Here is a 14,579-nt window from a genome sequence, read left to right on the forward strand (position 1 = left end):
ATATGAAAAAATTTTTAGTGGGGTTACTGAGTTTATACTTCGGAACCCAGGCTATCGGCCAGGAACATAACACATCGGCCAATTATATTAAGCCGAAAGATCCATTGGTCGTGAAAAACCTGTCTGAATGGCAAGAATTGAAATTTGGCCTTTTTATGCATTGGGGCACTTATAGTCAATGGGGAATTGTTGAAAGTTGGAGCCTTTGTCCCGAAGACGAAGGGTGGACGCAACGTCGGGGCCCACATGCAGCCAATTATTATGAATATGTTAAGGCCTACGAAGATTTACAGAAACAGTTTAATCCGATTGACTTCAATCCCGGAAAATGGGCTCTGGCGGCGAAGGAAGCTGGCATGAAGTACATGGTATTCACCACCAAGCATCATGATGGTTTTGCCATGTTTGACACAAAGCAAAGTGATTATAAGATTACCGATAGCAAATCACCTTTTTCAGGTAACCCTCGTGCCAATGTAGCCAAAGAGATTTTTAACGCTTTTCGACAAGATCAGTTCAAAATAGGAGCCTACTTTTCCAAACCTGATTGGCATACACCGTATTATTGGTGGCCTTATTTCCCGCCAAAAGATAGAAATGTCAACTATGACCCAAAAAAGTATCCGGATCGCTGGCAGCAATTCAAAGACTTTACTTACAACCAGATTAGCGAGTTAATGACTGACTATGGTAAAATTGACATCCTATGGTTAGACGGGGGGTGGGTGCGACCATTAGCGACTGTAGATACTACCGTCGAATGGCAACGAGGCATTAAAACAGAACAGGACATAGACATGCCAAGAATCGCTAACATGGCGCGCAAAAAACAACCGGGCATTATTATCGTAGATAGAACTGTCCCAGGTGAATATGAAAATTATGTCACACCGGAACAGTCGATCCCCAACAAGCCGCTCGATATTCCCTGGGAATCATGCATGACCATGGGCAACTCATTCAGCTATGTTCCGAACGATCAATATAAGCCGGCGAGAGAAATCGTGCACAATCTAATAAAAATAGTATCCAGAGGGGGGAACTACCTACTCAACATAGCTCCCGGGCCCAAAGGAGACTGGGATCCTATAGCCTATCAGCGTTTAAAGGAGATCGGAAAATGGATAAATAAATACGGAGAAGGCATTTATGCTTCGCATAGTATTGCTCCTTATTCAATCGGCAATATTTTTTTTACACAAAATAGGGAGGAAAATACCGTTTATGCTTTTGTTTTACACAAAGAGGGAGGGGAGAACTTACCCGCTAAATTGGAATTGCCATTAAAAGAGGACGCCAAACTACATGATATAAGCCTGGTAGGTTCAAAAGTCAAGCTTCGCTGGAAGATTGTTGATAAGCATATTCAAATTGAGATTCCACAAACAGCGAGAAATTTGCAGTCGGACGACTATGCGAGCATGATTAAGATCGGATATGTTTATTTGTGATAAGAGACATAGGATAAGAGACATAGAACATGGGACATAAGATGAGAGACACAAGAGCTAAGATTTCCTATGTCTGATACTTGATACTTACATCTTGACACCTACATCCTGGTACTTGACACCTACGTCTTGATCAACTAAATTAGTAAATAACACGCATTTTAGTTAAGTTTGTAGACAAATAATTCAAGTATGAACACAAGCGAAACCGGCAGAGTCAACACACGGAATGCCATGCTCATTTTAATCATCGTTAGCACTGCGCTTTTGCGGATTCTTAATGTAGGTAAATTTGGAGACTGGGCCAATTTCACACCCATTGGAGCTACCGCCTTGTTTGCAGGAACTTATTTTCGCAATAGGTGGGCTGCTTATTTTACACCCCTGTTAACACTTTTTATTTCCGATATCATCGTTAATTATGGTTATTACGGAAAAATCACTTTATTTTATGAGGGCATTGTGTACGTGTATATTGCTTTCGCACTTATGGTATTTATTGGTAGCCTAATAAAAAAAGTGACGACCTTGCGTGTTTTCGGAGCGGCCATAGCTTCGGTGTTAATCCATTGGATTGTCACTAATTTTGGTGTCTGGATAAGTGGTCAAATATATCCCTTAAACGCCCAGGGCTTTATCGATTGTTACATTAAAGCCATTCCATTTGAAAAGAATCTATTGCTGGGCAATTTAGCTTATGGAATTATTCTCTACGGAGGATTTGAATGGGCGAAAAAACATTTCCCTCTTCTTGCCGTACCTCATGAACTAAGCATAAGCAAGCCAAACTACAAATAATCAGGCATGAAGGTTGTCGTATTCACGGGAGCAGGTATATCGGCGGAAAGTGGATTGAAGACCTTTCGCGGTGAGGATGGTTTATGGGAAGGATATAAAGTAGAAGACGTCGCTACTCCCGAAGCTTGGCGAAAAGACCCCGAATTAGTACAACATTTTTATAATATCAGGAGAAAAGCCGTGCTGGATGCAAAACCCAATGCGGCTCATCAAGCCCTTGTCAAATTAGAAAGCAAATTTCAGGTCACCATAATTACCCAGAACATTGATGACTTGCATGAGCGGGCAGGATCAAAACATGTTATCCATCTCCATGGAATAATCACAAAAGCACAATCTTCTCTTGATCCATCATTGATTTATGACATACAGGGAACAGAGATAAAAATGGGGGATCGTTGCGCCAGGGGTTCCCAACTAAGACCTCATGTCGTTTGGTTTGGCGAACCCGTTCCAATGATGCAAACGGCTATTGATGAATGCCGAAAGGCTGATATCCTCCTGATTGTAGGTACATCGCTACAAGTATACCCGGCGGCAGGTCTGATAAATTTCCCTCCTCATTATGCACAAAAGATTTTAATCGATCCCGAGGCTCAACAACTTAATCGAGTGGATTCAGAAATTCAAAGTGTTGCAGCGAAAGCTAGTATCGGCGTCCCGAAGGTGGTCGATCAATTGCTCAGTGTGGTTAAATAGTTGAGTTAAATAGTTGAGTAGTAGAATAGTTGAGTAGACCATAAGCTTACGGCTTTGAGCATATAGCTTAAGCTTACGGCTTAAAGCATATGGCTTAAAGCCTATAAATAGACTTAGTCCCCAAGGTGGTTGATAAATTGCTAGGTGTGGTTAAATAGTTGAGTAGTAGAATAGTTGAGTGGCCATAGCTTACAGCTTAGAGCATATGGCTTAAAGCTTATAATTGATCACCAAATAATATTTTATTTACAACTATATTTACCTGAAAATAATATATTTAACATCTTTTATATAAAGAGTTGATACCGTAAAGATCGAAGATGTTAGCCCTTGATCGCAAAGAAAGCAAAATATAATTCGGTTTCAATCAAAAACAAATCATAACAAGCTGCTTATTAATGAATTTGACATAGTAAAGAAAAGAAGAAATTGAGGAAGGATAGGAGCAGAAAGGATGATCTGAGGCTATCAAGAAGAAAATCCTACAGAGAGTCACAAAATATAGCTTATCGTTTATAGCTAATATTCATGACGTTCATAAGCCTTTTTAAAATCTGCACGCATAGTAGCAAAGCGTGCAACGATAGCCTGCACAAATTCTTCATCCAGTATTTGAAAAACACCGTTTACGCCGTCCGTAACATCCATTTCAGTAATCTTGTAAACTTGTTCAAGAGAACCTTGCTCAAATTTAATAATAAACTTTTGATTCATGGAAAAGATGCTGATTTTGCATTCTTTATGCGGAAGTTCGGCAATTGCTCTCATAAGAATCCGTGAAAATATAGAAGCTTAGTTTAACTAGGCCAAAGTTACAAAATACCAACCATATGTTAATATGGGGAGAGGGGAAAACTTTCTATTTAACATAATATAAATTATAAGATAAAATAGTTTGCCTTTTAATGTTTACTCTGATAAAGAGAAAATGGCTAAATATGTGCTAACAAATAAAGCTGTTGATAACCTTACAAAAATCTGTGATTACTTATGAAGTGTGGTCGGAAAATCAGGCCGATAAATATATCATAAATTGCAGGCAGTTACTATTCCTCACATACCAGATACAACTAAAATTCCTACTATAAAAGCATTTTTATTATTTTGTGCATATTTTACATTGCTTAAATAAAATGTATAATTGCTTTTATGCCAAAATAATGTGATATAGTAGAAATATTTTATTATTATCTATTGTGTTTTAATGATTTTAAATAAGTAAAACAATACAATATCAATTCTGCATGTATATTTGCTTTTTTTACATATTTTTTAGTTTAATTTTTAAATGAAAAACGTAAGAAAAATGATATTTTGAAATTATTTCAATTTTTTTCGGCTTATATTGATATATTTTTATTGCAAATGCGATTTTATTTGCTTAAAATTAGCAAAAAAATAAGAATATATGTCAAATGATCATTTTCTGAACGAATATGTGTATCATGAAAATACTTGGGATGAGATGTATGACTCTAAAAACATCCGTCATCAATATAGTCATGTTTTCTCGATGCTTAAGAACCTTGACGTGGATAGCATGAGCAATCGGCATCGTTTAGCGGGAGAATTGTTCTTAAATCAAGGCATTACTTTTACAGTTTACAACAATAATGAAGGAATTGAGCGCATCTTTCCTTTTGATATTATCCCCAGGATTATCACGGGTGCTGAATGGGAAGAAATTGAAAAGGGCATTATTCAGCGTTTAAAAGTGCTAAATCTATTTCTAAAGGATATTTATCATGAACAACAGATATTACGTGACGGTATCGTTCCTGCGGAGCTAATTGCCAGTTGCCCACATTATACCAGAGAAGCTTACGGTATCAGGGTCCCTTACGATATCTATGTTCACATTTCCGGGATCGATTTGATACGCGGAAGCGATGGCAAATTTTATGTATTGGAAGACAATCTTCGTACGCCTTCCGGGGTGAGCTACATGTTAGAAAACCGTGAAGTAACGAAGCGAATTTTTCCTGATATTTTATCCTCATCGAATGTTCGGAGCGTTACCCACTACCCTACGCTCTTACATGAAGTTTTACTTAACTTGATTTCTTCTCAAGTATCTGATCCATATATAGTTATATTAACACCTGGGATTTTTAATTCGGCTTATTACGAACACACCTTCCTGGCAAAACAAATGGGCGTTGATCTTGTAGAAGGCCGGGATTTGGTAGTCGATAATCATAAAGTATACACGAAAACGACCAAAGGTCTTAAACAGGTAAATGTCATCTATCGAAGAGTGGATGACGAGTTTTTGGACCCCCTCGTATTCAAGCAAGACAGCTTACTTGGCGTGCCTGGTTTACTGAGTACTTACAGGAAAGGCAATGTGGCTATCGTCAATGCTGTGGGAAACGGCGTAGCCGACGACAAAGCAGTATATGCTTATGTCCCCGAAATGATTAAATATTACCTGAATGAAGAGCCGATATTAAACAACATTCCTACCTATCAGCTCAGTGATCCGGAAGTGCTTAAATATGCTATTTCAAATATAGATAACCTCGTTATAAAAAACACCAATCAATCGGGCGGCTATGGTATGATTATGGGAAACGCGATCAGCGAACGAGAATGGCTAAAAGCCAAAAGCGAGATTGAAAAAAATCCCCGCAATTATGTTGCCCAGCCCATTATTCAATTAAGTACGGTTCCATGTTTTATTAATGGCAAGATTCAACCTCGCCATGTCGACCTTCGCCCTTATGCCTTATACGGTCCACAGGGAATCAAATTAGTTCCCGGAGGCTTGACTCGCGTTGCCTTAACGGAAGGGTCGCTTGTTGTAAATTCGTCGCAAGGTGGAGGTAGTAAAGACACGTGGATTATTGACTAATTAATCATCCGATATGTTAAGTCGCATTGCAGATTCATTATTCTGGTTAAGTAGATATATGGAGCGCGTTGAAGAAATGCTTCGTGTTGCCAGAACTCATTATATCTATTCTTTAGATAAGAACATCAACAGTGGAACATGGAAACCGATTTTGCAGGTATATACTGATTTACCGGAGGATAAGGCTCAGGTATTTGAAAACGACACCTATGCGGCACTTCATTATTTGCTGTTAGATAACAACAACGAAAATTCCGCGAAGAACATCATTCAAAAAGCACGTGAAAATGCCCGTGGCATACAAGACCATATTACTCGAGAAGTTTGGGAAGAAGTTAATTCCATTTATCATCTTATCAACCGGCCTTTCGTAAAACTAAAACTTGCTAGTGCAGACGCGTTGGAGATTATCGATTTATTTTTAAAGCACAGCATGATGTATGCAGGTGTTGCAGATGTAACGATGCAAAGAGGAATCGGATGGAACGTGATGAAGCTCGGCAAATTTGTTGAAAGAGGAATCGAAACTCTTATATTAACCGATAAACAATGTGCGCTTCATAACTACGATTTATACAAGGAACTTGATATCACCAGTTGGAGATTTCTCCTCTTATCTCTTGCGGGTTATGAAGCATATCTAAAAACCTATCGAAGCACCAAACACAATCAACAAATTCTCCATCAGGTCATCTTTAATGCGGATTTTCCACATTCGGTATTGTATTGCCTAAATCAGATTGAACGATCGTTAGCCGTACTTGTGAAGGAAAACACCAATCCTGAAGTACCTGAACTGTTACGAAGTTTCGGCCGAATTCACAGTCGCATACGCTTTATGGATCCGGCATCGCTACCATCCACGGATATCCAATCTTTCTTTTTAGAGCTTAAACGTAAGCTACAAGACTTCAACGCCAAACTCAAACTGTTATTTTTTTCCTATTAAAAGATTCATCATGGCAATATACACCATTTCCCATATCACCAGGTACACCTACGAAAATCCGGTTATTGAGAGCATTAATGAGATACGGATCTTTCCTTTCATCTGCAAAGAGCAAGAGCTGTTGAATCAGGAACTCAACATCAGCTTCTCCCCGATCCTTCATATTTATACAGATTATTGGAAAAATAAAGTCGCTACTTTTTCAATCCTACATCCGCATCAGGAGCTTATTATCGAAAATCAGTTAACAGTTCGCACCACTTCATCGAATCTGATTCAGGTAAATTTTCATAGCGGTTTTGAGCAACTCCATCATGAAACAACTAACAATTTGAATTTAATTGAACTGACAAAACCGGAAAAAATACGGAATCAACACCTTATCGACGGGATTATAATTAAATTGACAAACGAAGGTTTAAGTGTTGCTGAAACCATCGAACGATGCAGCAGTTACATTTTTAAACATTTCAAATATGTTCAGGGTATTACGGACATTGAGACGACTGTAGACGAAATATTACAGCACAAAGCAGGCGTTTGTCAAGATTTTGCGCACGTAATGCTTCAAATCTTAAGAACTTTAAAGATCCCTTCCCGATATGTAAGTGGCTACATCTGTCCAAACAAAACCGGGATGCGCGGTGAAGGTGCAACCCATGCTTGGGTTGAAGCTTATATACCACAGTTTGGATGGGCCGGTATTGACCCAACCAACAACACATGGGTAACCAATTATCACGTTAAATTAGCAATAGGAAGAAACTTCAAAGATTGCTCACCGGTTAAAGGCACTTTCCGTGGTAATTGCCATCAATCGCTTTCCGTTCGCGTATCCATTCACTATGAAGACGGAAAGCTATTCGAGCAAACGAACGCAGTAAAAAGACGCGATCCCCTGTTTATAGCCGGCTATGAAGATACCAACTTGATGGGAAACCAGCAACAACAATAGCTACCTAATCGCCTCCCTGATTCGGGTCAGTTGTATTAACAAATCTTCCAGATAATTCAGGTGCAGCATATTAGCTCCATCCGACTTAGCGTTAGCAGGATCGGGATGCGTTTCAATAAATAAGCCATCGGCGCCTACCGCTACGGCCGCTTTGGCTATGGTGCCAATCAGTTCCGGCTTTCCTCCCGTTACGCCGGATGCTTGATTCGGCTGTTGCAATGAATGCGTACAATCCATCACTACGGGAACGTTAAACGATCGCATTGTAGGGATTCCTCTGAAATCTACAATCAAATCCTGATAGCCAAAGGTATTCCCTCTATCAGTTAATATTACTTGTTGATTACCGGTTTCGATAACCTTGTCAACCGCAAACCGCATGGAATCAGCTGATAAAAACTGTCCTTTTTTAATATTAACCACTTTACCCGTTTTTCCGGCAGCGACTAACAATTCCGTTTGTCTACATAGAAAAGCAGGAATTTGCAAGACATCCACATACTCGGCGGCCATCGCGGCCTCATGCGTTTCATGAATATCAGTAACAACCGGAACGCCAAACGTATCCCGTACCTTTTTTAGGATTTTTAGTGCCTTTTCATCACCTATTCCTGTGAAAGAATCAGATTTGGAACGGTTTGCCTTTCTATAGGAGCCTTTGAAAATATAAGGAATTTTCAGTTTGTCAGTAATGCCTACAATTTTGTCTGCTATCGACAAAGCCATGTCTTCTCCTTCGATGGCGCATGGGCCTGCCATTAGAAAAAAATTGCCGGAATCCGTATGCTTGATCCCAGCTATTGTGTTTATTGTCATTTCTTTCGTTTTAAGTTTTAAGTTGTCAGTTGCACAAGACGCAAGCTAGCTGTAGGCTATAAGCTGTAAGCTCGCACGAGGCTAATCCTTATTCGCTAACTATATCAATCTACTATTCAACCACTCGACTTTTAACTATCGGCTAATTCCCCAACTCAGACATAAATTTAATTCGCATGAGTTGTATTTCCTCAAAAGTATAGTCTTCGGTTCCCAAATCCTTTAGTGCTACGTCAATAGAGTCAACTTCAGCTGTACGGAAATAGTCGAAAACCTCATCTTGACGGTCAAGATCAATCATTTCATCGATAAAGTAGTTTAAATTCAATTTGGTGCCCGAATTAACAATGGATTCCACCTCCTTTAATACATCTTCGTATGACAGCCCTTTAGCAGAAGCAATATCATCCAAGCCGATCTTTCTATCAATATTTTGAATAATGGAAACCTTTAAAGCCGACTTATTAGCCGTTCCTTTAATAACCAGGTCTACCGGACGATCAATATCATTCTCCTCAACATAGTTTTTGATTAGCGAAACAAACTGACTCCCGAATTTAGCAGCCTTTCCCGCCCCTACTCCATGGATCTGTTTCAATTCGTCTAAAGTTATCGGATAATGCGTACACATTTCTTCCAGCGATGGATCTTGAAAAATAACGAATGGAGGAAGTCCCTTACTTTTTGCAATTTTCTTTCGCAGGTCCTTAAGCATCTGCAAGAGCTGTGTATCCAAAGCACCCCCACTCTGAGCCGGTGTCTCATCCCCTTCTTCGTCTGCTTTCTCCATTGGATTATTCAAGTAAAACTTAACACTATAGGGGTTTTCAATATAGTCTGCCCCCGTTTTGGTTAACTTTAGCAATCCATAATTGTCAATATCCTTGTATAAATAGTTATTCAATACCGCCTGCCTAAGCAAAGACTTCCAATAGATCACCCCTTGCTCTTTTCCGGTACCAAAAAAAGGATGAATATCATGTTTGTAAGAAGACACAGGCTGGTTATTTTGACCGATCATCACATTCGTAATATGAAAGTCATCAAATTTTTCTCCCTGTTCTTTGATAAAGGATAAAGTCTTATGCAACGATTCTTCAGCATCAAATTGCGTACGATGGCTATTACAATTATCGCACATGTTATTGCAGCCGGCCTCATTGAAGTTCTCGCCAAAGTAATGTAATATCTGCTTTCTCCTACACACAGAGGATTCGGAGTAATCGATCACCTCCTTCAATATTTGGGTACCGATTTCCCTTTCAGAAACCGGCTTATCCTTCATGAATTTAGTTAATTTTTCGATATCCTTTTCCGAATAAAAGGCAATACAAACGCCTTCCCCCCCGTCGCGTCCGGCACGGCCTGTCTCTTGGTAATAACCTTCCATGCTTTTTGGAATATCATGGTGAATAACATAACGGACGTCTGGCTTGTCAATTCCCATACCAAAAGCAATGGTTGCTACAATAACTTCGACATCCTCCATCAGGAATTTATCTTGTGTCTCAGCTCTTGTCTTTGCATCCAAACCCGCGTGATAAGGAAGAGCGGAAATACCATTAATATTAAGCACTTCGGCGATCTCTTCCACCTTTTTACGACTTAAACAATAGATGATACCGGATTTGGAAGGGTTATTTTTTATAAATTTTACAATTTCCTTAACGACATTTTTCTTAGGTCGTACCTCGTAATATAAATTAGGCCGATTGAATGAGGACTTGAATAAGGTCGCATCATTCATTTGCAAATTTTTCCGTATATCAGATTGTACCTTAGGGGTGGCTGTAGCCGTCAAAGCAATAATCGGGATATTCTCCCCTATCCCGTTGATTACCTGCCTTATCTTGCGATACTCAGGTCTGAAATCATGTCCCCACTCCGAAATACAGTGTGCCTCGTCGACAGCAACAAACGAAACGGTAATTAATTTCAGGAATTCGATATTGTCTGTTTTTGCGAGGGATTCAGGTGCTACGTATAGAAGTTTTGTCTTCCCATCCAGTACATCCTGTTTAACCCTTGTAATTTCACTTTTATTGAGCGATGAATTTAGAAAATGAGCAATGCTATCTGCACCTCCAAATGCCCTTAATTGATCTACTTGATTCTTCATCAGTGCAATCAATGGGGATATAACAACAGCGGTTCCCTCACTCATTAACGCCGGTAACTGATAACATATTGATTTTCCGCCACCGGTTGGCATTATTACAAACGTGTCCTTCTTTTGCAGAATATTGGTTATTATCGCCTCTTGATCTCCCTTGAAAGTATCAAAACCAAAAAAATTCTGCAAATTGTCAAATAATGTTTTTTCTATCTCCATTGTCCTTCCGAAAAATTAAAGAAAGGCTTATGTCTATTAATGTTTAAAATAACATAAATTTGCCTTAATTCTTACTAAAATTAATAAAAAATATCCGTGAAAACCAAATCCGACATTGAAAATATTGCCATTTCCGCACTTACATTAGAAGCCGAAGCGATCAGTAAACTGACAAAAAATATCAACGAAGATTTTATCAACACCGTACATGCCATACTCGATATAAAGGGCCGCGTAATTATTACAGGAATAGGTAAAAGTGCTATCATCGCACAGAAAATTGTTGCCACCATGAACTCTACAGGAACACCGGCAATTTTCATGCATGCGGCAGACGCCATTCACGGAGATTTAGGGATGCTACAACAAGAAGATATTGTAATAGCCATCTCTAAGAGCGGAAATACTCCGGAAATTAAAGTGCTTGTACCACTGCTTAAAAATTCCAACGCAAAGATAATCGCAATGGTTGGAAATACAAAATCATATTTGGCTGAACAAGCCGATTTTATACTGGACACGACCGTGTCCAGAGAGGCCTGTCCCTTGAACCTGGCACCAACTACCAGCACAACAGCCCAGCTGGCTATGGGCGATGCGCTCGCTATTTGTCTTCTGGAATGTCGATCTTTCACAAATGACGACTTTGCTAAGTATCATCCGGGGGGTGCGCTAGGGAAACGCTTATATCTCAAAGTAACCGATTTAGCGCGCCAGAATGCAAAGCCCGAGGTGAAAAGTGATACGCCTATTAAAGCTGTCCTGGTGGAAATAACCAAGAATCGATTAGGTGCTGTTGCCGTCGTGAACGATAAAAAAATAAGTGGGATTATCACCGATGGCGATATCCGTAGAATGCTCGAGTCGAATCAGGATATCGGGAAATTAAAGGCCGAAGATATCATGGGCAATAACCCCAAGGTGATTCAATACGATGAGCTGGCCGTTCATGCGCTCAATATGATGCGAAACAATCATATCACCCAATTACTGGTAGTCCGCAATAATCAATATGATGGTATTGTCCATTTACATGATCTTTTGAATGAGGGGATTATTTAGTTTGTAGATGAGTGATGAATTACGCGATGTTAGACATCGGACGTAAGACATAAGATAGGAAGTCCTGATACCTGATACTTGCCTGCCTGCCGGTAGGCAGGTGTCCTGATACTTGATACATTAATCACAAAAAAAGCTGTTCCTGATGGGGAACAGCTTTTCTTGTGATTAATGCAGCTTCTTAAAGCGCATTTAATTTATCCGTAATTTCCTTCGTTTTAGCCTCATCACCTTTTAACTGGTAATAAAAACGCATATTTTCCCAATAACCTTTCGTTTTTGGATCTAGCGTAGTAGCCTTTTCCAAATAAGGTACCGCTGTATCAGCTAAAGTATAGGCTTCTTGTAATTTGGCTTTGTATTCCGCCTCTTTATTTGTTGGAATGCTGCTGGCTGCGTTGTATATATCACGTGCCTTATTTAAAATAATAGCTGCCGCTGCACCATAGTTACGCGCGTCATCCGGTTTCGCTTCAATACCTTTCTTATACGCTTCCAATGCTTTATCAGGCTGTTTTGTGGATTCGTATGCATAACCTAAGAAGAAAGGAAGCTCCCCATTGGACGGATCCGCAGCCATTTGAGATTCAATATCCTTAATTACTTTCTCGCTATTGCCGGTAGTGATATTCAACACAATTTTCTGATTGATAATCTTTGCACTATCCGGAAACTTCGTAGCTGCCTCATCGATGTATTTAACCGCCGATGCTGTATCGCCTTTCTTTAGGTATGCATCTGATAAATTGAGGTAAGCATCCGAGCTTTTTGGAATTAACGTCTTAAATTTACTGATCGCATCATCGTATTGTTGATTATTTTGAGCAGCAATACCGGCATATAAAGTTAAAATAGAATCCCCCGGCATATATTTCAATCCATTGTTAAAGGCTGTGTAAGCAGAAGCAAAATCATTTGTTTCAAATGCTTTTACACCGTTACCTATTTCGTAATTGGCCAATAAGCTTCCTGCTCTGTCCATATTTCCCTTCAATTCCTTATCATCACTTCCTTCGTTTAAACTCTTTGCTTTTAAGAAAGCATCACCCGCTGCCTTATAAGAGGCCTCCCCTTCTGCCGCCTTTCCTGACTTTTGATTGATCATGGCATACTCTGAGTTGATCAAAGCCAAGTAAGTCCATGTTTCCGGCAAATCCTTCGTCTTTTCATGCGCGGCGGCTTTATCAATAGCTTCCTTAGCTTCACCCAGTTCTTTCATTGCCAATTCCGGCACATTCTCCACAGCACCACCGGTAAGGGTAGCAAATGAACTGTATTTACTTTTTGCTTTATTAAGCTCTCCTTTCTGCGCAAAGGCAACGGTTGAGCCCAATAAAAGTGTAGCTAATAAAATTGATTTAATTTTCATTTTTCTATAATTTGTGTTCTTAGTGATTATTATTTGTTAAGCTTCAAAGCCTCTTCCCAGGTCAGCTTATTTTAGGCGCTTCATTAGGCAATAAGCTTTAGTTCATATTCATTTGATTCAACTGACTGTTCACCCGTTCGAGCTGAACACTGTTTCCTGATTTATCAAATAGCACAGCTAAAGACTTTAAAGCATTAACAGCATTCGGGTCTATTTCGTTTGCTTTTAATAAATATTGTTGCGCTTCATACTGCTTTTCCAAATCGGAGGGGTCTTTTACAAAATCTCTTAAATACAGCAAACCGAGCTCATAATTGCTATTATAATCATCGGGGTCAAGCTCTAAAGTCCGCTTATAATAACTTTCGGCCTTCTCGCGGTCGCCCGTAATTTCATAAGCATACCCGATCAGATAGTTCAGATTAACGCTTTCGGGCTCCATAGCAATCGCCTCATCGGCTAATGCTACAATGGCATCATAAGCACCGTTACCAGCATAAAGATTCAATAAAGCAAAAAGAATATCCTTATTGGTAGGAAAATATTCCCGTCCTTTCAGTAATACATTTTGTGCGGCATTATTATCGCCTTTATTTAGATGTATTTTAGCCAAAGTCAGAATATAGCTAGGTTTAGCAGATGACTTATTCTCAATAAAATCACTGTATAACTTAACAGCGTCATCCGGCCGATCCAAACGCTCACTTAATAAAGCCAAATTATGTCTTGTATTCGGCGTACTGTTATAGGCATTGACCTTTTCAAAAAGATCATAAGCCTCTTCGTAATTATTATTCGTCAGCGCACGGTTGGCTCGGATCAAATAAGCAGCCGCCAACCGTTTTTTCAAATAATTGATCTGTGCCTCATTTTCGTAATTCAGCTGTTCATCATTCAACCTGCTTAGCATGAACTCGGCTTCTTCAATGGGGTCTTTCACATACTTCTGTGTTCGGTTTGAATCAGCTACTGCCAAGCTGCTGTAAACAAGCCCCCTTAGCAAGGTGTTATTATAAGAAGCAGAATCTCTACGTTCTTTATAAGCAAGATCAGCAAACTTTCTGGCCTCTAACAAATCCTTAATATCGCCCGATTTCGTATACCGGGCAAAATTATTGTTCCCCTCTTTAAGGTTAGACTGAGCCCAGCTCAGTTGCGTACAGAAGAGAACAAGTAGCACAGTACTAGTGATGATATGTTTATATAGATCACTTTTCATTAATATGTTCTTTTTTAAGGCTCGCATCGCTTGTCAATCAGGATGTTTGCCGCTACTCAAATTTAAGGTTTACAT

The 14,579-nt window shown here is 39.4% G+C and carries 12 protein-coding genes; 7 read left to right on the plus strand and 5 right to left on the minus strand.

Annotated elements, in window-relative coordinates; translation table 11 throughout:
* The first annotated feature begins 2 nt into the window (after positions 1 to 2).
* The 3 genes from M1D52_RS14165 to M1D52_RS14175 all read left to right on the plus strand — a co-directional run bounded on the left by M1D52_RS14165 (position 3) and on the right by M1D52_RS14175 (position 2,948).
* Positions 3 to 1,451, plus strand: coding sequence for an alpha-L-fucosidase (locus M1D52_RS14165; RefSeq protein WP_437360525.1), 1,449 nt, complete (start codon positions 3 to 5; stop codon positions 1,449 to 1,451).
* Between the two features lie 192 nt (positions 1,452 to 1,643).
* Complete coding sequence (locus M1D52_RS14170) at positions 1,644 to 2,249, plus strand: DUF6580 family putative transport protein (RefSeq protein WP_437360523.1); 606 nt, start codon at positions 1,644 to 1,646, stop codon at positions 2,247 to 2,249.
* Positions 2,250 to 2,255: 6 nt separating this feature from the next.
* On the plus strand, positions 2,256 to 2,948 hold the full coding sequence (locus M1D52_RS14175; RefSeq protein WP_377609077.1) for an SIR2 family NAD-dependent protein deacylase: 693 nt from the start codon (positions 2,256 to 2,258) through the stop codon (positions 2,946 to 2,948).
* A 519-nt stretch (positions 2,949 to 3,467) separates the two neighbouring features.
* On the opposite strand, the gene M1D52_RS14180 is transcribed toward M1D52_RS14175, so the two are convergent.
* The gene (locus M1D52_RS14180; RefSeq protein WP_130857782.1) at positions 3,468 to 3,716 is read right to left on the minus strand and encodes a hypothetical protein; all 249 of its coding nucleotides are present in this window, start codon (positions 3,714 to 3,716) and stop codon (positions 3,468 to 3,470) included.
* Positions 3,717 to 4,356: 640 nt separating this feature from the next.
* On the opposite strand from M1D52_RS14180, the gene M1D52_RS14185 reads away from it, so the two are divergent.
* The 3 genes from M1D52_RS14185 to M1D52_RS14195 are packed head-to-tail and all read left to right on the plus strand — an operon-like array spanning position 4,357 to position 7,706.
* Positions 4,357 to 5,802 (plus strand): circularly permuted type 2 ATP-grasp protein, encoded by a 1,446-nt coding sequence (locus tag M1D52_RS14185; protein WP_013666628.1) that lies wholly within the window; start codon positions 4,357 to 4,359, stop codon positions 5,800 to 5,802.
* A 13-nt stretch (positions 5,803 to 5,815) separates the two neighbouring features.
* Positions 5,816 to 6,751, plus strand: a complete 936-nt coding sequence (locus M1D52_RS14190) for an alpha-E domain-containing protein (RefSeq protein WP_013666627.1) — start codon at positions 5,816 to 5,818, stop codon at positions 6,749 to 6,751.
* A gap of 10 nt (positions 6,752 to 6,761) precedes the next feature.
* The gene (locus tag M1D52_RS14195; RefSeq protein WP_437392844.1) at positions 6,762 to 7,706 is read left to right on the plus strand and encodes a transglutaminase family protein; all 945 of its coding nucleotides are present in this window, start codon (positions 6,762 to 6,764) and stop codon (positions 7,704 to 7,706) included.
* Here the strand turns inward: M1D52_RS14195 and kdsA are convergent, their stop codons facing one another.
* Complete coding sequence (gene kdsA, locus M1D52_RS14200) at positions 7,707 to 8,522, minus strand: 3-deoxy-8-phosphooctulonate synthase (RefSeq protein WP_130857784.1); 816 nt, start codon at positions 8,520 to 8,522, stop codon at positions 7,707 to 7,709.
* Between the two features lie 142 nt (positions 8,523 to 8,664).
* The gene (recQ, locus tag M1D52_RS14205) at positions 8,665 to 10,854 is read right to left on the minus strand and encodes a DNA helicase RecQ (protein ID WP_013666624.1); all 2,190 of its coding nucleotides are present in this window, start codon (positions 10,852 to 10,854) and stop codon (positions 8,665 to 8,667) included.
* A 96-nt stretch (positions 10,855 to 10,950) separates the two neighbouring features.
* Here recQ and M1D52_RS14210 point away from each other — a divergent pair, with 96 nt between their 5' ends.
* Entirely contained in the window at positions 10,951 to 11,916 is a 966-nt protein-coding gene (locus tag M1D52_RS14210; protein WP_013666623.1) for a KpsF/GutQ family sugar-phosphate isomerase, read from the plus strand.
* A 181-nt stretch (positions 11,917 to 12,097) separates the two neighbouring features.
* Here the strand turns inward: M1D52_RS14210 and M1D52_RS14215 are convergent, their stop codons facing one another.
* On the minus strand, positions 12,098 to 13,285 hold the full coding sequence (locus M1D52_RS14215; protein ID WP_013666622.1) for a tetratricopeptide repeat protein: 1,188 nt from the start codon (positions 13,283 to 13,285) through the stop codon (positions 12,098 to 12,100).
* Positions 13,286 to 13,382: 97 nt separating this feature from the next.
* Positions 13,383 to 14,504: a tetratricopeptide repeat protein gene (locus M1D52_RS14220; RefSeq protein ID WP_013666621.1), complete on the minus strand. Its 1,122-nt coding sequence runs from the start codon at positions 14,502 to 14,504 to the stop codon at positions 13,383 to 13,385.
* Positions 14,505 to 14,579 lie beyond the last annotated feature (75 nt).

This window comes from Olivibacter sp. SA151 (assembly GCF_054130995.1).